The organism is Rhodococcus sp. WS1, from assembly GCF_003797745.1.
In the GTDB taxonomy this organism is placed as follows: Bacteria; Actinomycetota; Actinomycetes; order Mycobacteriales; family Mycobacteriaceae; genus Rhodococcus_F; species Rhodococcus_F erythropolis.
Genome location: NZ_RKLZ01000002.1, coordinates 295,667 through 313,666, shown reverse-complemented (window position 1 = coordinate 313,666; position 18,000 = coordinate 295,667). Strand labels below are relative to the sequence as shown.

At 63.2% G+C, this 18,000-nt stretch carries 17 protein-coding genes; 9 read left to right on the top strand and 8 right to left on the bottom strand.

Features of this window, described 5'->3' with window-relative positions:
* Positions 1 to 27: 27 nt before the first annotated feature.
* Positions 28 to 792 (top strand): type I methionyl aminopeptidase, encoded by a 765-nt coding sequence (gene map / locus EEB12_RS14025; protein WP_070796571.1) that lies wholly within the window; start codon positions 28 to 30, stop codon positions 790 to 792.
* 9 nt (positions 793 to 801) lie between these two features.
* Here the strand turns inward: map and EEB12_RS14020 are convergent, their stop codons facing one another.
* On the bottom strand, positions 802 to 2,634 hold the full coding sequence (locus tag EEB12_RS14020) for a glycosyl transferase (RefSeq protein ID WP_019746419.1): 1,833 nt from the start codon (positions 2,632 to 2,634) through the stop codon (positions 802 to 804).
* Between the two features lie 335 nt (positions 2,635 to 2,969).
* Here EEB12_RS14020 and EEB12_RS14015 point away from each other — a divergent pair, with 335 nt between their 5' ends.
* Positions 2,970 to 3,641, top strand: coding sequence for an MspA family porin (locus EEB12_RS14015; RefSeq protein ID WP_020968119.1), 672 nt, complete (start codon positions 2,970 to 2,972; stop codon positions 3,639 to 3,641).
* Positions 3,642 to 3,663: 22 nt separating this feature from the next.
* Here EEB12_RS14015 and EEB12_RS14010 read toward each other — a convergent pair whose 3' ends face one another.
* The 5 genes from EEB12_RS14010 to EEB12_RS13990 all read right to left on the bottom strand — a co-directional run bounded on the left by EEB12_RS14010 (position 3,664) and on the right by EEB12_RS13990 (position 9,213).
* Positions 3,664 to 4,296, bottom strand: a complete 633-nt coding sequence (locus tag EEB12_RS14010) for a hypothetical protein (RefSeq protein ID WP_019746421.1) — start codon at positions 4,294 to 4,296, stop codon at positions 3,664 to 3,666.
* A 99-nt stretch (positions 4,297 to 4,395) separates the two neighbouring features.
* On the bottom strand, positions 4,396 to 5,004 hold the full coding sequence (locus EEB12_RS14005) for a TetR/AcrR family transcriptional regulator (protein ID WP_019746422.1): 609 nt from the start codon (positions 5,002 to 5,004) through the stop codon (positions 4,396 to 4,398).
* 73 nt (positions 5,005 to 5,077) lie between these two features.
* Complete coding sequence (locus EEB12_RS14000) at positions 5,078 to 6,931, bottom strand: galactan 5-O-arabinofuranosyltransferase (protein ID WP_141488677.1); 1,854 nt, start codon at positions 6,929 to 6,931, stop codon at positions 5,078 to 5,080.
* Between the two features lie 90 nt (positions 6,932 to 7,021).
* The gene (locus EEB12_RS13995) at positions 7,022 to 7,783 is read right to left on the bottom strand and encodes a decaprenylphospho-beta-D-erythro-pentofuranosid-2-ulose 2-reductase (RefSeq protein WP_019746424.1); all 762 of its coding nucleotides are present in this window, start codon (positions 7,781 to 7,783) and stop codon (positions 7,022 to 7,024) included.
* A complete protein-coding gene (locus tag EEB12_RS13990) occupies positions 7,780 to 9,213 on the bottom strand; it encodes an FAD-binding oxidoreductase (RefSeq protein ID WP_141487959.1) in 1,434 nt (477 codons plus the stop codon). Before EEB12_RS13990 ends, EEB12_RS13995 begins: the two co-directional genes overlap by 4 nt.
* Positions 9,214 to 9,276: 63 nt before the next feature.
* Here EEB12_RS13990 and EEB12_RS13985 point away from each other — a divergent pair, with 63 nt between their 5' ends.
* The 3 genes from EEB12_RS13985 to EEB12_RS13975 are packed head-to-tail and all read left to right on the top strand — an operon-like array spanning position 9,277 to position 11,737.
* Positions 9,277 to 9,753: a GtrA family protein gene (locus EEB12_RS13985; protein WP_078377459.1), complete on the top strand. Its 477-nt coding sequence runs from the start codon at positions 9,277 to 9,279 to the stop codon at positions 9,751 to 9,753.
* A 54-nt stretch (positions 9,754 to 9,807) separates the two neighbouring features.
* Entirely contained in the window at positions 9,808 to 10,734 is a 927-nt protein-coding gene (locus EEB12_RS13980) for a PIN domain-containing protein (RefSeq protein ID WP_029254218.1), read from the top strand.
* 19 nt (positions 10,735 to 10,753) lie between these two features.
* Positions 10,754 to 11,737 (top strand): alpha/beta hydrolase, encoded by a 984-nt coding sequence (locus EEB12_RS13975; RefSeq protein WP_070385940.1) that lies wholly within the window; start codon positions 10,754 to 10,756, stop codon positions 11,735 to 11,737.
* Between the two features lie 13 nt (positions 11,738 to 11,750).
* Here the strand turns inward: EEB12_RS13975 and EEB12_RS13970 are convergent, their stop codons facing one another.
* On the bottom strand, positions 11,751 to 12,377 hold the full coding sequence (locus EEB12_RS13970; protein WP_124566830.1) for a TetR/AcrR family transcriptional regulator: 627 nt from the start codon (positions 12,375 to 12,377) through the stop codon (positions 11,751 to 11,753).
* Positions 12,378 to 12,588: 211 nt separating this feature from the next.
* On the opposite strand from EEB12_RS13970, the gene EEB12_RS13965 reads away from it, so the two are divergent.
* Genes EEB12_RS13965 through EEB12_RS13950 form a run of 4 tightly spaced genes read left to right on the top strand, consistent with a single transcriptional unit; the run spans position 12,589 to position 17,145 of the window.
* Positions 12,589 to 13,380 (top strand): cyclase family protein, encoded by a 792-nt coding sequence (locus EEB12_RS13965; RefSeq protein ID WP_021342480.1) that lies wholly within the window; start codon positions 12,589 to 12,591, stop codon positions 13,378 to 13,380.
* Between the two features lie 53 nt (positions 13,381 to 13,433).
* Positions 13,434 to 14,366, top strand: coding sequence for a fumarylacetoacetate hydrolase family protein (locus tag EEB12_RS13960; RefSeq protein WP_019746428.1), 933 nt, complete (start codon positions 13,434 to 13,436; stop codon positions 14,364 to 14,366).
* A complete protein-coding gene (locus EEB12_RS13955; RefSeq protein WP_141487958.1) occupies positions 14,363 to 15,601 on the top strand; it encodes a thiolase family protein in 1,239 nt (412 codons plus the stop codon). Before EEB12_RS13960 ends, EEB12_RS13955 begins: the two co-directional genes overlap by 4 nt.
* Positions 15,598 to 17,145 (top strand): AMP-binding protein, encoded by a 1,548-nt coding sequence (locus EEB12_RS13950; RefSeq protein ID WP_141487957.1) that lies wholly within the window; start codon positions 15,598 to 15,600, stop codon positions 17,143 to 17,145. The genes EEB12_RS13955 and EEB12_RS13950 overlap by 4 nt, the downstream gene beginning before the upstream one ends.
* On the opposite strand, the gene EEB12_RS13945 is transcribed toward EEB12_RS13950, so the two are convergent.
* Positions 17,134 to 17,994, bottom strand: coding sequence for a RimK family alpha-L-glutamate ligase (locus EEB12_RS13945; RefSeq protein ID WP_141487956.1), 861 nt, complete (start codon positions 17,992 to 17,994; stop codon positions 17,134 to 17,136). The genes EEB12_RS13950 and EEB12_RS13945 overlap by 12 nt on opposite strands.
* Between the last annotated feature and the right edge of the window lie 6 nt (positions 17,995 to 18,000).

Sequence of the window (18,000 nt, the reverse complement as noted above, 5' to 3'; positions counted from 1 at the left end):
AGTTATTCGACAAGGAAGGTGTTCGAGATGGTCGAAATCAAGACCGCAGGGGAAATCGACGCGATGGCGGCGGCGGGGAGAATCACCGCGCAGGCGCTGGCTGCGGCGCGTGAGGCGGCGAGCGTCGGAGTGACGTTGCTCGAATTGGACGCCGTTGCCGCGGAGGTCATTTCGGCTGCGGGCGCCTCGGCGCTGTTCTTGAATTACCGGCCGGCGACGGCGCCGATACCCTTTCCCGGTGTCGCCTGCATCAGCGTGAACGATGCTGTGGTGCACGGTATCCCGAATGGGTACCGACTCCGTGACGGTGACCTGATCAGTATCGACTGCGGTGCGAGACTCGACGGCTGGTGCGGCGACTCCGCCATCAGCTTCACCGTCGGACAGGGAAGTAGTGAGGATCAGGCACTGATCGACGCGACCGATGAGGCACTAGCCCGTGGCATTGCCGCCGCCCAACCCGGTAACCGATTGGGCGACATCGGTGCCGCGATCGGACAGTACGCGCGCGGCCGCGGGTACGGCATGCTCGCCGATCACGGTGGGCACGGCATCGGCCGCGAGATGCACGAAGGCCCGGACGTGCCCAACGAAGGCCGAGCAGGCAAAGGCTTCCGGTTACGGCCCGGCCTGGTCATCGCCATCGAACCGATGCTCATCGCCGACGGAACCGACGACTACCGGCACGACGCCGACGGGTGGACCCTTCGCACCGTTTCGGGCGCCCGGGCTGCGCACAGTGAGCACACGGTCGCGATCACCGAAGACGGTCCGGTGATCATGACCCGCTGATCAACCCGTTCAGCTCTGGTTGGATGTCTTGCCGCTCACGAGGTCTCGTACGTCCCACACCCACACGTCGTCGACGCGCTTGGCGTCGAAGCCGACCAGTTCGTCGACCGTGTGGCGCAGGGCGTCGTCGCCGGAGAATCGGGGAAGCACCAGTACGTCGGCGTGCCAGTACCGCAGGTCGGTCAGGGCGTTCGCTCTGGTGCCCACATCGATCAACGGGACCTTGCCGGTTTGTTTGGCATTGACCAGCAGGGTCGAGGTGGGCCGGGACTCGGCGCCGTAGATTCCGGCGCGGGTCTTCGAATCCGGGCCGACGAAGTACCCGCCGGCGATGGGGAAGCCGAAGTCGGCGTCGACCTGCCAGCTCAGTGCGCGGGCGTCTTCGGCGCTCGCGACGGGGACCGTCACCAGGGTGCCGTCGCTGACGTAGTTCTCCCACGAGCCGCTGGTGATGAATTCGGGCGTCGCAGATCGCTGATCGGCGTCGATGGGGGTCGGGATGAGGGGAATCATCGCGACGGCGAGCGCCACCAGCCAGACACCGGCTGCCGTGCGTCGCGGTCCACGAAGTTCGACAAAAGCGCGGTAGGTGCCGAGGGTGAGCAGCAGCCCGATCGCCGGAATCGCGCCCATGGCGAATCGGGATTCGAGCACCGATTCGAACAACGGCAAGTCGGCGAGGAGTTTCCACGGCAGGGTGATGCCGGTCTTGTCACCGTCGATGGTCAGTTCGGAACCGAGCGAGAGCACACCCATCACCACGATCACGGCGGCGGCAGCGCGGGTCAGCCGGATGCGCCACAGCCACACCGTTGCACCGAGAAGCAGGAGCACCAACGGCCATCCGAAGTAGGCATTCTCCTCGGTCGGGTTCATCCGGAACTCCGCGCCCTCGGGATCGCCCGCAACCGATTCGGTCGGGAACGTGGTGAGTGCAGCGGTGTCGTTGCCGGCCTGACCGTGCGAGACGCCGTCGTAGCTCGCAGGGCCGAAGAACTGCGACCACAGCGGCACCGCGGTGATCAGGAGTGTGACCGCGCCGCCGATCACGAGACCGGGCATCGCGCGCTTGATCGCCTGGCGCGACTTGGCCAGGTCAGGCAGTGCATAGGCGGCGCCGAACACCATGGCTGACATCGTGAAGATGAGGAGCGGCTCTTCGCCGAGGAAGATCTGCCACGCGACGAGTAGGCCGAGAACGATTCCGTCGCGAACCGGACGCTTGCCGTTCGAGATGCGCACTACCTGCAAGAAGATGAACGGAAGTACGAAGAACGCGACGAAGTTCGGGTGGCCGTTGGCATGCGAGATCATGGCGGGCGCAAATCCGCAGAACCCCGCTCCGACGGCGGCGGCGATCTTGGAGCGGACGGAGACGCCGGTCAGTACGTGCCGCGAGAATGCCCAGTACCAAGCGATGGCGGTGCCGCCGAGGCCGGCGGTCAGCCCGATCGCATACGTGGCTGTCGGTCCGAAGATCAGCGTGATCGGGGCCAACGGGATGCTGATGCCGAACATCGCGGTATTGGCCATCAGGTTCACGCCGAGCGGGTAATTCTGCAGGTCACTGAACAGCGGGCTGCGGAACTGGGCGAGCGCGTGGGCGGTGTCGGCGAAGAACCATTCCCACATCGCCTGGTCGCGTCCTGCGTTGAAGAGGTAGCCGGACTGAAGATCGCTCCACAGGTTCGACATCACGTAGATCGCGGCGACGGTGAACGTCGCCATGATCGCGAGGTCCACAAGACGCCCGCGCTGGACGACCGAGCGCCGCACTGCTGAACGGACTCGCCCTGGACGTGCTTCTTCGAGCAGTTGGACGTCGGGCAAGGTCTCGGTCATGCAGTCGGTGCCTTTCGGTTCTGGCGCCCATCCCTGAAGTGGCAGTTCTCAGAAGTTCGGGGTGGCCTATTTAGGTCTCGATTCGATAACTTCCTCTGTCAGAGTAACGAACAAAACGGTTCGCGTCCGCGAGCGGGCGCAGTCGACGGGACAAACCGGGCCACCCGACTTGTCCGGAAAGTAATGTTTTCGTGCATCGTTTGACGGGTTCGTGACCGGGGTATCGCAACAAGGATCTTGCTCGCGTTTGTTCAGGCAGCCCCGACGAATCCCATCCTCGACGAAGAGTTGGAACCTACGTCCGGGGCCTATACCGGATGGGATGGTGCTTGTGCATGTCGAAGACAGCAGTTCGCAGTAGCGCAGTGGGAGCAGTGGCCTTACTGGCCGTTGTCCTGGGGGGTGGGACGGCGTCGGCAGGCGTCGACAACACCAGTTCGATCACCGACGTCAAAGGAAATCGGATAGAGGTCTATCAGGCTGATACCGCTATCCACGTCTTTCCGCCTCTCGACAGCTCACCGCTGAGCGTCGAGTTCTTCCACGACGGGGTTGCCGGCGTGAAGATCGACGGGCCGGACGCGGCAAGCTTCACCGGAACGAAGCTGACTATCGGTTATCAGATCGGCTATCCGATCGCGCTGACCGGTGCGACGGTTGTTCTCAACAGTCCCGGCCTCGACTGGGCAGTCGAGAGCGGAACGAACCTCGGTATCGGTCTGGTTCCGGACTTCGAACTGGGCCTGGACATTTCGAACGGGTTCGCCATCGGCGGCGACATCATTCCTTCACAGGAACTGGACGTCGATCTGGCGCCGGGCGGTATCACCGACGTCGCGCTACTCGAAGACCAGGAATTCGACGGACCTGAAGCAGCCGTCCGGCTCTCCGGAGTTCACGGATACGTACAGGGAGCAATCGGGCCGGTAACCATCAGGCCCTACGCGAAGGCTGTCACGTCGAATGGCGATACCGTCGTCACTTACGGTGTGCCGCAACGGTTGTAGTGCAGTACCGGCGCTCCCGCCCTCACGCTGCAACAGCGTGGTGGTGGGAGCGTTCCGCGTTGTGAGTTGTCGAATCGGTGCCACGAATAGGCTCGGCGTCCGCCCAATGGGCACTGCGGGAAACACTGACGAGTTTCGCGACCAGCCGTGCCGCGATCCACACGAGGTACACGGCGGTGATCAGAAGCAGAAGCGCCCAGTCGTGCGCGAAGAATCCGACTATCCCGCCGATCGTGAACGCGAGGGCGACGAAGACGACGCGTCCTCCCACGTCGGTCTCGACCAGATACTCCGGCTCGATCGGATCGTCGAAGTCGTTCGTTTCATCGGCGTCTCCAGCCGATTCGGCTCTGGACTTCTCGTGGTGTTCGGTCGGGATCTCGAGTAGCTCACCCCATTCGAGCACCGCAACGGTGTGTGCGGTGTCGGTCGGGATCGCGCGGTAGTCGCGGGACTCGGAAACGTCGATGAGAGCCCTTGCCAGGGTGAGTACTTCGATGCGATTGCGAATCGCGACACTCAACACTTCGTGGAAGGCCTGCTCGCGCCCGAACGGTTTGCCGCGCGCAATGACCAGAACATGTTCTGCGGAATCGAGAACTGCACGATGCGGTACAAGCTCGCGGCTTTGCGTAACGAGTTCGCTCACTGTCATCACCTACCCCGCCGGTGGTTGATGCGGCCGTTTGCTCGACTGCGCTTGGAGGGGCTGAGTACCCCGGCAGTTTCGGAAACAAACTCGCCGGACAGCGTGTCAGATTTGCGCAGCCGGGGCCGAGAGTGCTCCGAGGCAACTTTCGATCAGGTCGGCAACAATCACGTGAGCACGTTCTCGGCTGTCGACGCGACCCTCCCACGTGGCAAAAGTGACGACGGCGAGCACGGTCAGAGTTGCCGCCCGAAGTTCGGCGATCTCTGCCGGCAACGAGGACGCAGCGACTATCCGCCGCTGAACTTCGCGGAAACTCTCGGCCTGCATGTGATCACGGATGGTCGACGACATGGCCGGGTCGAAGATCGACTGCACCAGGAACCGTGCGTACAACGTGCCCTCGCGGTAGATGGTCTGTTCCGCCAACGGCAGGACGAGAGCCTCGACGAGGGCACGCATCGTCGGTGGATTCGCGTCGAGATCGATCGTGTCGAGCAACTCGCGTCGACGCTCACCGGCAGGTCGCATTCTGGACTCGACGACGGCCGCCAGCAAACCTTCACGTGAACCGAAGTGATACTGCGCAGCCGACTTGTTGGCCTGTCCGGCTTCGGTCTGAACATCACGAAGCGTCAGAGCGGCCAGACCTCGTTCGGCAACCAGACGCTCGGCTGCATCGATCATTGCCGCTCGGGCATCGGTTCGGGTCACGGTATGAAGTTAGGGGTGCGTCGGGGTCGCGTCAACGACCCCGACGGTAAGCCTTTTGTGACGTATCTCCTGGTTAGATCGCGTCAGAGCGGGTAACGACCACAAACGGGCCCTGCTCGGTGACTGTGAAACGAGGATCGTCGAACAGTTCCTTGGGGAACGTGACCGTGTAGCGGCGGACGTTCGGGTCGTTGGGGTAGACATCCTCGGCCAACCGCAGTGTGTACCCGTCGGCGCCCTGGCGGAAGACGAAGGCGTCGGGACTGCGCCACGGCGACGCGTCCAGCGCAGCTATCAGTTCGTCAGGGGTCTTCAGTTCCGACCACTGCTCGATCAGTGCGGCGCGGGCACGGAAATCGGCGAGGGGGTTTGCGTAGTGCGACGTCAGACCTTGGAAACCGAAGTACGGGTAGAAGCTCAGGAAGCCGATGTCGGCGGTGAGTACCACCGTGTCATGGGGTTCACTTCCCAACTGTTCGCGGATGATCCGGTCGATGTCCGCGTAATTGGCTTCGGCCCCGGGAGGTCGCTTGTCCCCGCGCTCGCCGTTGCCGTCGGTATCGCTGTATGCCACAGCGATATCCGGCGCCAGCACCTGCGGGATGTTCTGCGCGAAGGCGATGGCTCCGATGACACCGAGTGCAACCAGTACCGCTTTGACGCGGGGATTTTCGCTGGTGGCCAGGACGATCCAACCGGCGAACTCGAAGAATCCGAACACGCCGGCGGCCGCAAGGAGTCCGATCAGAACCGGCTCCAGTCGGAAACCGAGGAGCGTACTGCCGGCAACGGTGAACGTCATCGACAGCAGTGCCCACAGATACACGGCAATGACACCGATACCGAGTGCCCGGGCGCGGCGGGAGAAGAGGAAACGAGAAATCAGCCAGACCGTGCCGAGTAGGCACAGTCCGCCGACGAGGGTGAAGCTCAGCATCGGGAAGGGCAGTACCGCACCGGAATCGGGGAGGTAGTGCATTGCCGTGCCGGATTCTGCAGTGGCACCCGAGAGTGCCTTCAACAGGTAGGGCGCCCAGACCGTCAGAGCGACCAGTCCGGAGATCACGGCGATGACAGCGAGCCTGACAAGGGGACCCAGTGCGGCTTTCCACGTGTTCTGAGCGCGGGCGGCAAGTACTGCGGCAACGACTGCCATCAGAGTCACGGCGAATGCGGCGAATCCGAGGTACAGCGTGTAGACGGTTGCGGCGAAACCGAGGAACAGGCCCGTCCCGAGAATTGCGCCGGCTCCGGCAAATCGAGAGGCACCCGGGCGATCGAGAGCCCCCCACGCCAGGATCAGCACCGGCGGGATCAGGAGGTTGATGACGGCGCCGTACGCCTCGGGGGAGTTGTACGCCAACACGACGGCAGTGACGGCCAACGCTGCGACTACGGCCCAATCGCGTCGAATCAGCTTGGTCCACAACACGAGTGCAACGACGGCGACGACAGCCAGCGAGCCGATCGCGTAGGGCTTGAAGGCTTCCCAACCGTCCATGCCCAGCAGGTTCGCGACGCGTCCACCGATCCAGAACCAGCCGGCCGGGTAGAACGGCGGCAGATCCACGTACGTCATGTCCTGCAGCGCAGCCGAATCCGTCAGCCGGGTCAGGTACTCGGTCCGGAACTGCTGATCGACCGAGACGCCGTGCAGATACAGACTCGTCGCGGCCAGGGGAAGTCCGAGCGTCGTGGTGACGAAACCGGAGAGCCCGGCCCACGAGAGGAGTTTTGCGACCCGCTCGGCCTTGCGGGCGCGGAACATCAGAACCGCAACACCGACCACTGCGATGCAGAGCACCTGCAGCACCGTCGTGACGGCCTGCGTGACGTTGGAAGACGTGAACGCCGGCCACTGCACTCGGCCGAAAGCAAAGAGCCCGACAGCGGCTACAACAGCGGCGACCAGCGCTCCGAGGGCCATTTCCACCACCGTCGCCGCGGCATTACGCCACGGCGACGGGGTCGAAAGTTCTGTACTCGGAGCAGTTGTTGTTTCTGGCACGGGAGGAGCTTAAACCGGCAACTTCCGGAAGATCGGGCGCGGCACGTGGCGAAGACCCATCATGACGAAACGCCACGGGCCGGGAGTCCAGACGATTTCCTTGCCCTTGTCCGAGGCGGCAACAGCGAGCTTCGCGACGATGTCCTTGTTGACCGTCAGCGGAGCTTCCTTGACGTGGGCACTGAACTGCGTGCGCACCATGCCGGGACGGACGACGGTGACCTGCGGTCCGAATTCCGCGAGAGCCTCGCCGAGTCCGAGGTAGAAACCGTCGAGGCCCGCCTTGGTGGAGCCGTAAACGAAGTTGGCACGCTTGACGCGCTCGCCGGCAACCGACGACATCGCGATGATCTTGCCGAAGCCCTGAGCCTTCATCTTCTCGCCGAGAAGAACACCGACCGAGACGGACGCGGTGTAGTTCACGTTTGCGACCAGAACCGCCTTGCGCTGGTTCTGCCACAGCTCTTCGGAGTCACCGTCCAGTGCGAAGGCGACGATCGCGACGTCGACGTCCCCGTTCGAGAACGCCTGGTCGATCACCTTCGGGTGCGATTCGAAATCAACGGCGTCGAAGTCGATGAGCTCCACCGAGGTGGCACCCTTCGCTTCGAGCTGCTTGACCGCAGCTTCGCGTCCCGGATCGCCGGGAAGTGCCGCAAGAATGACGCGGAGCGGCGCCTTCTTCAGGTATTCCTCACAGATGGCGAGGCCGATCTCGGAGGTTCCACCGAGAAGCAAAACGGTTTGCGGGTTACCTACAGCGTTGATCACAGTTCCAGCCTTCTGGACATATCGGAGGCGAAAACGCCTGTGGGGTCGTACTTGCGGCGCGTCGCGATCCACTCGTCGATGCGCGGGTACATGGCGTGGAAAGTTTCCGCGGACGTCCGCGAATCCTTGGCCGTGTACAGGCGCCCACCGAATTCGAGGACACGCTTGTCGAGTTCGGTGACGAACTCGTTCAGGCCCGGCTTGATGCGGAAGTCGACGCAGATGTTCCAGCCCGGGATCGGGAAGCTCAGCGGCGCCTGGTTGCCCTCGCCGAACAGCTTGAATACGTTGAGGAACGAGTAGTGCCCGCTGCGCTGGATGTCGACGATGATCTTCTTGAATTCGTCGACGGCCTCCGGCGGAACCACGAACTGGTACTGCAGGAATCCGTTGGATCCGTACGCCCGGTTCCACTCACCGAACATGTCGAGCGGGTGGTAGAACTGCGTCAGATTTTGGACCTTGCCGCGGTACTTGCCGGACTTGCGGAACCAGACCTCACCGATCGCGGTGAAGTTGAACTTGTTGGCCAGCCCGTTGGGGAAGACGTCGGGGAACGTCAGCAACTGCGGCGCATCGAAGGCGAGCGGGTTCTTCTGCAGCTTGGCCGGAAGCTGGTCGAGCTTCGCCAGAGATCCGCGCGAGACTGCCGCACGGCCGAGCTTCGGGGGCGCGGAAATCGCGTCGAACCAGGCGCTCGAGTACTCGTAGTTGGCCTCGCTGCCGTCGCTGTGCAGCGCGATGGTCTCGTCGAGGCTGTTGGTGACGTCGCCGTCGGCGATGAAGTACGCCGTCTCGGTCGGTGTCATCTTGATGGTTGCCCGCAAGATGATGCCCGTCAGGCCCATGCCGCCGATCGTGGCCCAGAACAGTGCGGCCTTCGGGTCGTTGCGCCCGCCCTTGGGGGTGAGCGTGCGAACCTTGCCGTCGGCCGTCAGTAGATCCAACGACACGACGTGGTTGCCGAAGCTACCTGCGCTGTGGTGGTTCTTGCCGTGGATGTCCGATCCGATGGCGCCGCCGATCGTGACCTGGCGAGTACCCGGCAGGACCGGAACCCACAGGCCGAACGGCAGAGCAGCCTTCATCAGCTGATCCAGATTCACACCGCCGTCGACGTCCACCAGGGCGGTGTCGCGATCGATGCGATGAATGCGGCTGAGTGCATTCATGTCGATGACCAGCCCACCGGCGTTCTGCGCCGGGTCGCCGTACGAGCGGCCGAGGCCACGCGCGATGACGCCGCGTCGCAGATGCGATGGCTTGGAATCGTTCTGTTCCGCAACCTGGGCGACCGCGTTGGCGATCACTTCCACGTCGGGGGTGGACAGCACCTGTGCGGTGGTGGCGGCGGTGCGTCCCCAACCGGTGAGGGTGCGGGCTTGGGTGTGGAGAGCCGGCTGCGGCGTCTCTTCTGCTGTCGTGGACATCAAGGTAGAGGTTACCTGGGAGTAGTGCCGACGGCTCCGACTCGAGTGGTTACTCTCGTCGTCGTGCCCGAAACACCTGCAAGTCACCAGCACGAACCCCATGTCCCGCTGCCCGTCGAGATTCCTGTCACGACGGACATCGCCGACGACGCGATGGACCTGAAAACGCAGATCGTCCGGTTCGTCGCGACGGGTGGGCTGTCGGCGGTCGTGGACTACGGGCTGTACGCATTCCTGTTCAAGGTCGTCGGCCTCGATCTGAGCGTGGCCAAGTCGATCAGCTTTATCGCCGGCACTACGACGGCGTATCTGATCAACCGGCGGTGGACGTTCAAGGCCGAGCCTTCTCGCGCCCGCTTCATCGCTGTTGTCGTGCTGTACGCGGTCACTTTTGCGGTTCAGGTCGGGCTCAACGCGCTGATGGTGCATGTGCTCGCCGACGAGTGGTGGCGCATGCCGCTGGCCTTCGTCATCGCGCAGGGCACCGCGACGGTCATCAACTTCATCGTTCAGCGGGCAGTGATCTTCAAGATCAAGTAACGGTTCGGGGTGGATTAGCGCATTCGTCCGGTTTCTCGAGAGAGAATCGAGCCCATGATCATCGTTCTCGATTCTTCGGCCCTGACCAGGGGCGCACGGTTCGACGCCGCCATCGCCGACGCTCGCGCACTCGGACACCGCGTCGTCGTGCCGCGATTGGTCGTACTCGAGGTTGCGAGCCGCTACCGCGAGGAATCGGCGGAGATGATCGCGGCCCTGAGCGTCCAGGCGCGCATGTACGACCGACTGGGGTTGCGGCGCGACCTCACGAGGTTCGTCGACGCTGCTCACGACAAGGCCGACGGCTACGTCGACGACGTGATCGAAGACCTCGTGGCGATCGGCGTCGAAGTGGTCGATCCAGTCGACGTGTCGCATCTCGAGGTGGCCGAGAGGGCGATCTCGCTGCGTCGGCCCTATACCGACAAGAAGAAGCGAGACGGCTACCCGGCGACGCTGAACTGGCTGACCGTGCTCGATCTCGCCGACCGCAACCCGGAGGTCGACGTCATCTGGGTCAGTTCCGACGCGCGGGCATACGGCGACGGCGAAGACGGGGTCTGGCACGCGGATCTCGCACGTGAACTGGCGTCGCGCGGCCTCGAGTATCGGGTCCGCTGGGCGTCGGACATCCCGGTGATCGACGGACCGGTGCAGGTGGAGCAGGTGGCTGAGGTCGCTGAGGTCGCGCCCGAGGCCCCGGTTGCTCAGGGCTTCGTGGAGCCGGAAGCGGTCGTTCCAGCAGAGATTCCCGAACCCGAGGTTCCGGCGGCGCCCGTCGTTCCGGAGGCACCGGCATCAGCTCCCGCACCCAAGCCCGTACAGCGCGCAGCGCGGACGAGAGTTGCGCCGCAGCGCATCGAACCCGCCCCGAAAGCTCAGTCCGGTGGACTGCGCGGCCTGGGCAAGGTCATCGGCGGGCGGAAACGAAAGGTCACGATCGTCGACGATCTCGACGAAGTCGACCTCTTCGGTGCCTGATCGCTTCTAATCTGGACAGATGTCTCTGTTGCCGACAGTCAGTCGTAGGACCGGAACTCGATACGGCAGGCCGAGTATCGAATCGCAGGTCCTCTACAACGCGTGTCGATGGATGCTTCGGCCCGTAGTTGGGATCGCGCCGCTGACGCCTGGCGCAATGCGCCGCGCCGCAGTTCTGGACTCGGCCGCGGGTGTACGCATTCCCTCCGGGATCGATCGGGAAGCGATTCGTTTTCCAGGTTTCGACGGCGAACTCGTGCGCACGGCAGGCTCGACGGCTGATCTGCGCGAGGGTGTAGTTCTCTACCTGCACGGCGGCGGGTTCATGTGCTGCGGGCTCAACACGCATCGGCCGGTCGTTGCCGGCATCGCCAAGCGAACCGGCCTTCCGGTCCTGCACATCGCATATCGGCAGTTGCCGAGCACGAGCATCAGCGGGTCCGTCGACGACTGCCTGGATGCGTACCGGTGGCTCCTCGAACAGGGAGCCTTGCCGGAAAAGGTTGTCTTCGTTGGTGATTCGGCCGGAGGTTTCCTGGTCTTCGCGACGGCGCTTGCAGCAGTTTCCGCGGGGCTCGAGGTTCCGGCCGGTCTTGTCGGCCTCTCGCCGCTCCTCGATCTCGATTGCACCACCAAATCGGTCCATGCCAACGCTCGACGCGACGTGATCGCCCCGGTGTCGGCATTGATGGCGATCGGAAAGCTTGGCGGACAGACGAACTCGCCCGTCGACGGCGATCTTGCCGCTTTGCCGCCGTCGTTGCTGATTGCCGCCGAATCCGAGGTGCTCAGAGTCGATTCGGAGGTGATGGCGCAACGGCTCGCCGCCGCGGGGGTGCCGTGCTCGCTGCAGATCTGGAACGGCCAGGTTCACGCGTTTCCCGCCGTGTGGCCTGGCTTGCCGGAGAGCCGGGCTGCGTTACGCGACGTCGCCAGGTTCATTCGCACCAGGCTCGATGCGGTCCCACCCCAGGCTGCGGGCGAAAGTTGTTCGGGAAGTTGAACTTCCGGTTCGCCTATGGATTCTCGTGTGCTGCCGGATTCTCGTGCCCTGACGTTGCGGTAGATGCCATCGCGCGGGCATAGATCGATTCGAGTTCGGTTACCGCCGAACGTCGATCGACGTTGTCGGGATCGAGGCGATGTTGGAGGTTGATCCCGAGAGTGCCGGCCAGAAGGGTGACGGCAACCAACTCCGGATTGGCGACCGGTGTGTCGATCGAACGCAGGTAGTCCGCGTACAGCGTTCGCATTGCGACGTACTGCTCTGCGTAGGTCTCGCGGATGGTGGACCCGGGAATCACGGCTTCGATCAGGATGGTCGAGAAAATTCGTGCCTCGGGGTACGACATCAACACGAAGTTGGCTTCGATCAATGCTTCGATTCCGGTCGCCGAGGATGATGCCAACTCTGCGCGCAACTTCTCCATGCCCCACCGGAATGCGTCTTCGACGACGGCTCGTAGAAGCCCGTCTTTCGATCCGAAGTGCCAGGCCACAGACCCTCGGCTGATGCCGGATCTTTCCGCCACGGCTTGTACGGACATAGCGGCCGACCCGCCTTCCGCAGCCAGTTCGGCCGCGGCCTTCACCAGTCGCCGTCTGGTTTCCTCGGAAATCTCCTGCTTGCGTGTCGACGCCATTCGGTGTTCCTGCCTTCTTTCGTTCTCGAGTGCAGCCAATTCCGGCACGCGGTGACGTCGACGTGCCCGTCGGGGCCGAGACCTGCGCACCGGCACTCATGCTACGAGGCCGGTCATCGGACGGCCGTATTCCTCTCGCGACACCCTCTTGCCTATGTTGATCGTCCAGTTCTATGCTGAGCGTCCAATAACTTAACGGAAATGGGCGGACATGGAACTCATCGATCTGACTAGAACTCTCGATCCGGCCGATCGGGAACTGCTCCCCGAGGGTTTGAAGGCACTGGCTTCCGTCGTTGCCCCCTCGGTGACCTACTCGCACCCCGCAGGTGCCGGACGCGACGAGTTCGCGGCAGCACTGCAGTGCGGAGTTCATGATCTTCCGGACGGTGAGGGGTGGGGATCGGAGATGTTGAGTGAGTTCAACAGCCATCTGGGCACACACGTCGACGCGCCGTTGCACTACGGATCAACCTCGGAGGGTAAGCCTTCTCGCACGATCACAGACATCGCGTTGGATGAATTATTCTGCGAGACAGTGGTGCTCGACCTGCGCGGCCGGTGCGAGGCGAATCAGCCGATCTCGGTGGACGCGCTGAAGGCTGCCCTGGCGGAAAACGGTGCGTCCGTTCCCCAGGGTGGTGCCGTGTTGCTCCGTACCGGACAAGAGAGCTTCACCTTGGCCGATCCAGGGTTCTTTCAGTATCCAGGGATGAGTCGCGAAGGCACGCTATTTCTCGCCGAGCAAGGCGCAAAGGTGCTGGGCACCGACGCTGCCGGCTGGGACTTGAGCTTTGCAGTCATGGCGCAGAAATTTCGTGACACCGGCGACAACTCGGTTCTCTGGGACGGGCACCGGGCCGGACGCGAACGTGAAGTATTCATCGTTCAGCAGCTGTCGAACCTCGCCGCGCTTCCGCCCTCGGGATTTCACGTGGCGTTTTTCCCGATCAAGCTTGCGCGAGCCAGCGCTGCCCCGGCTCGTGTGGTCGCGTTCGTCTGAGCAGAATTCCCGCCTCACCTAACGAACAATTCAGTGAAAGGTATTGATTCACAATGAAACTTGCGACCGTCGAGTACGAAAAGACCCAGCAGACGGCTCTGGTGACGGGCAGCGGCGAGCAACTGTTGTTACTCGAGCGAGCTCATCATGATGTGACGGGAAAACCGGCTCCAGAACTGGAAACCATGCAAACCATCATCGAAGGTGGTCCGGCGGCACGGGAGATCCTGGATCGGCTCGCAGACGAGCAGCCGGCAAGTGCGATCGTCGACGCGGGTGATGTGCGCTGGATGTCGCCGCTTCCTCAGCCGGTCCAGATCCGAGACTTCGGCTGCTTCATGGATCACTTCCGCAACGCTCGCGCCCGAATTCAAGGGGTCGCACTCGAGGACGTCGAACTGCCGAAGATCCAGTTGGAGCGCCCGCTGTATTACATAGCGAACCGATTGGCGGTGACCGGACACGAATCTGAGGTCGTGTGGCCCGAGTACTCGAGCCTGCGCGATTACGAACTCGAATTCGCCTGTGTGTTGGGGCGCGGTGGAAGCGACATCTCACGAGCGGATGCCCCTGCGCATATCTTCGGTTACACCATCTTCAACGATTTCAGCGCCCGCGATACTCAGCTCGAGGAGATCTCCACCGGACTCGGTCTCAGTAAGAGCAAGGACTTTTCGAACGCGAATGTCCTCGGCCCCTGGATCGTGACGGCCGACGAAGTCGGTGACCCGTACCAGCTCGAGATGACCGCGAGAATCAACGGAGACGAGGTGAGCCGAGGAACCAGCGCCGACATGGACCATCGTTTCGAGGACGTGATTTCGTTCGCCTCGACTTCCACGCGGCTGTACCCGGGTGAAGTCTTCTGTTCCGGCACCGTGCCGAGTGGATGCGGCTTGGAACACGGGCGGTTCCTCGAACCGGGAGACGTAGTCGAACTCGAGGTCGCCGGCCTCGGTGTATTGAGGAATCGAGTGGTGGCGTGAGCGGCGAAGTCATGGTTCTCGGTGTCGGCGCGACTCCCTTCGGGCGGCACGCGGATACCTCGGCCTCGGAATTGGCGGGGCGTGCAGGGATCGACGCCGTCGAAGACGCGGGCCTGACCCGCGGTGACGTCGGTGCAGTCTTCTACGCGACCGTCAGTCAGAAGGCGATCGACCGGCAGCACATGATCCCAGGCCAGATTGCCTTGAGGCCTTACGGTTTCGGTGGAGTCCCGGTCGTCAATGTCGAAAATGCCTGCGCCGGCGGGGCAACGGCACTCTGGCTGGCGATCGCCCACGTTCGCGCCGGTCTGTCCGAGGTCGCATTGGCGGTCGGGGTGGACAAGCTGGTGTGCTCGGATCCCGCTCGAAGTCTGGAGGTGTTCGACGGTGCACTCGACGTTGCGCATCGCGACGAGACGCTCGCCGGCCTTGCCTCACTCTCCGCTCCGGTGCCGGGTGAACTCGGATCGCAGGGTGAGCGGTCGGTGTTCATGGAGATCTACGCTTCTCTTGCTCGGGCGCACATGGAGAGATTCGGAACGACCGAGTTCGAACTCGCGTCCGTAGCAGCCAAAAATCATGCGCATTCCGTGCACAATCCGTGGTCGCACTTTCGCAAACCCTTCACTGTCGACGAGGTGCTTGCCGCGAGGCGAGTCGCGTGGCCTCTGACCGTTCCGATGTGTTCGCCCGTCAGTGACGGTGCGGCGGCAATTGTTGTGACCACTGCAGACTTTGCGCGAAGGCATGATTCCTCTCGGCGGGCGGCGCGGATACTCGGTTGCAGCTTGGTGTCAGGCACGGATCGGGCCGCAGATGACGTGGAGAGTCACATCGGTCGCCGAGCGGCAATGAGCGCATACGAGGAAGCCGGAGTCGGGCCAGGCGATGTGGATGTGGCAGAGGTCCACGACGCCACGGCCTTCGGTGAAGTACAGCAGGTCGAGAATTTGGGGTTCTGCCCGATCGGTGAGGGCGGCGCGTGGTCTGCGTCCGGTGCGAGTTCATTGGGAGGCGTGCGTCCGGTCAATCCGTCAGGTGGGCTCGAATCCCGTGGTCATCCGGTCTCGGCAACGGGACTAGCGCAGGTCTTCGAACTTGTCACGCAGTTGCGTGGACAAGCAGCGCGGCGACAGGTCCCCGGGGCTCGAATCGCGGTCGCAGAGAACGGCGGAGGTCTCTACGGCATCGAGGAAGCCGTCGCCGCGGTCACGATCTTGGGAGGGCCACGATGAACGCGGACATGATGAACGATGAACCGATGGCGCCAGGCTTGCACGAGCAAGCGGGATATGCGGATCTGATTCTGTCGGCGCTGCGACGCCGACCAGACCACATCGCGTTTCGATTCACGGATCGGAACGGTGATCGGGCCGAGCTGACGTATCGGCAGACCGCTGAACAGATAGAGCGGATTGCAGGTGTCCTCAGTAGCCTCGCTCTGCCGGACGGAGGCGGGGTAGCCCTGCTTGCGGGTCCGTGTCCTGAAGCATTCACGGTCATGGCCGCGGCGTGTCTGGCAGGCGTGCGCTACACGGCCCTCCATCCGCTCGCGACCGAAGAGAACGACAGGATGGTGCTGAAAGACAGTGGTACCGATCTCCTGTTGGTTGCCGACGGACAGTTCCAGGCGCGCGCCGAAGCGGCGCAGACTCGAGTGATGTCACTGTCAGCCCTCGAATCAGCGTGTGAATTGGCTACGGCGGGAACAGGTTCAGGCTTCGGCGGTCAGGGTCGAGCTTTGTATCTCTTCTACACCGGTGGAACTACCGGTGAGCCGAAGGGCGTCATGCTCAGGGACCGATCTTTGGTCGCCAATGCCTGGGCCTGCACCACGTGGGAGTGGCCGGCTGATACCACCATGCTGCTCACCACGCCGATGTCTCATGCTGCCGGTCTGCTCGTCGCACCCGGTCTGCAGCGAGGTGCAAGCTTCGAGTTGCACAGGTCGTTCGACCCGGACAGGGTTGTCGACGCAATCGAAAATGACGGAGTCACAGCCACATTCGTCGTTCCTACGATGCTCTACGCCTTGCTCGACCATCCACGCCTGTCGGATGCGAATCTGTCCGGGCTGAACTGGATGCTTTACGGTGCTGCACCCATCGACCCCACCAGGCTCGCGCAGGCAGGGGCGGTGTTCGGGCCGATCCTGAGCCAGCACTACGGTCAGGCCGAAGCCCCGAATGCGTTGACGGTGCTCGATACACGTGAGCACACGGACGATCCCGCGGTTCTGGGGAGTTGTGGGCGCGCGATGCCAGGTGTCGAAGTGGTGTTGTTCGACGAGCAGGGAAACGAGACCGCGACGGGCGTACCCGGCGAGCTTTGTGTGCGAGGTCCGCTCGTGATGGACGGCTATTGGAACAAACCTGAACAAACCGCTGCAGCGCTCGCGAATGGGTGGTTGCACACCGGCGACGTTGCTCGGATCGACGAAACTGGGCTCATCTCGATCGTCGACCGCATCAAGGACACGATCATCAGTGGTGGATTCAACGTCTACCCGCGCGAAGTCGAGGACTCACTCGGACGTCATCCCGCAGTGGCCGCCTGTGCAGTATTCGGTGTCCCCGATCCTCAATGGGGAGAAGCGGTTACCGCGGCAGTCGTACTGAAGACGGGATGGTTGGTCACGCCCGAGCAGCTCGTCGCACACGTGAGATCACACAAGGGCCCGATCTGGGCGCCCAAGGAGATTTCAATTGTGGAAGCGTTGCCGCTCACTGCTTTGGGGAAGGTCGACAAGAAGGCACTCCGAGGCGCTTCACAGACCTAGAGACGCGACAACTGCCCGTGCGAGGGCGTCGGCAGATCCCGGGGCGAATGGCAGAAAGAGTTCGGGCTCGATCAGTTCCACTTCCATGAGCAGTGGTTGATCCACCGGCCCCACGACGTCCACACGCGCATAAAGCAATTCGCCGGGGCCGCATGGGGTCGCGGCCAGTGCCGCGTCGGCCACCGCGAGTTCGGCGGCGGAAGGCTCGTGGAGGTAGTTGGTTCCGCCGTGGAATTCCTGCACGCGGAAGTCGTTGGTGGCCGGGATCTTCCGGACGGCGTGGGAGTAGCGTCCGCCGAGGTGGATGATCGAGCGCTCGCCGTCGACGACGTCCGAGATGAAGGGCTGGACCAACGCGTCGTTGCCACTCTCGAGGATTGAGCTGAGGTGAGCGTGGGCCTGTTCGGACCCGGCGGCAAACTTTCCCACTCCGACAGCGCCGGCGGACACTGCAGGCTTGACGATGACCTCGGCACCCTCGAACGAAGGGAGGGTGAGTGTTTCGTGCTTTCCGGCAGCGATCACAGCGGTTGGAACGATAGGTACGCCGGCCGCGGCAAGTTCGGTGAGGTATCCCTTGTGGGCGTTCCACTCGACGATCGGGAGCGGGTTGGCGATCGGGGCGGTCAGCTGATCGAGAACGGCAAGAAATTCGTCGAGGCGCTGGGTGTAGTCCCAGGTCGACCGGATCAGAACCAGGTCGGCGTCGATATCGAGGAGGGACCGGCTCGACCACGGCGCCATCGTCGACGCGATGCCGTAGGAGGTGAGAGCTTCCATGACGAGTTTGCTTTCGACATCCGCCTCGCGGGCGGCGCCGTCACAGGTGAGCAGGAGAACCGTGGTCATGCCACG

Coding starts and splice junctions, on each gene's coding strand:
- map (WP_070796571.1), top strand. CDS start 28: ATGGTCGAAATCAAGACCGCAGGGGAAATCGACGCGATGGCGGCGGCG.
- EEB12_RS14020 (WP_019746419.1), bottom strand. CDS start 2,634: ATGACCGAGACCTTGCCCGACGTCCAACTGCTCGAAGAAGCACGTCCA.
- EEB12_RS14015 (WP_020968119.1), top strand. CDS start 2,970: ATGTCGAAGACAGCAGTTCGCAGTAGCGCAGTGGGAGCAGTGGCCTTA.
- EEB12_RS14010 (WP_019746421.1), bottom strand. CDS start 4,296: ATGACAGTGAGCGAACTCGTTACGCAAAGCCGCGAGCTTGTACCGCAT.
- EEB12_RS14000 (WP_141488677.1), bottom strand. CDS start 6,931: ATGGCCCTCGGAGCGCTGGTCGCCGCTGTTGTAGCCGCTGTCGGGCTC.
- EEB12_RS13990 (WP_141487959.1), bottom strand. CDS start 9,213: ATGTCCACGACAGCAGAAGAGACGCCGCAGCCGGCTCTCCACACCCAA.
- EEB12_RS13980 (WP_029254218.1), top strand. CDS start 9,808: ATGATCATCGTTCTCGATTCTTCGGCCCTGACCAGGGGCGCACGGTTC.
- EEB12_RS13975 (WP_070385940.1), top strand. CDS start 10,754: ATGTCTCTGTTGCCGACAGTCAGTCGTAGGACCGGAACTCGATACGGC.
- EEB12_RS13970 (WP_124566830.1), bottom strand. CDS start 12,377: ATGGCGTCGACACGCAAGCAGGAGATTTCCGAGGAAACCAGACGGCGA.
- EEB12_RS13965 (WP_021342480.1), top strand. CDS start 12,589: ATGGAACTCATCGATCTGACTAGAACTCTCGATCCGGCCGATCGGGAA.
- EEB12_RS13960 (WP_019746428.1), top strand. CDS start 13,434: ATGAAACTTGCGACCGTCGAGTACGAAAAGACCCAGCAGACGGCTCTG.
- EEB12_RS13950 (WP_141487957.1), top strand. CDS start 15,598: ATGAACGCGGACATGATGAACGATGAACCGATGGCGCCAGGCTTGCAC.
- EEB12_RS13945 (WP_141487956.1), bottom strand. CDS start 17,994: ATGACCACGGTTCTCCTGCTCACCTGTGACGGCGCCGCCCGCGAGGCG.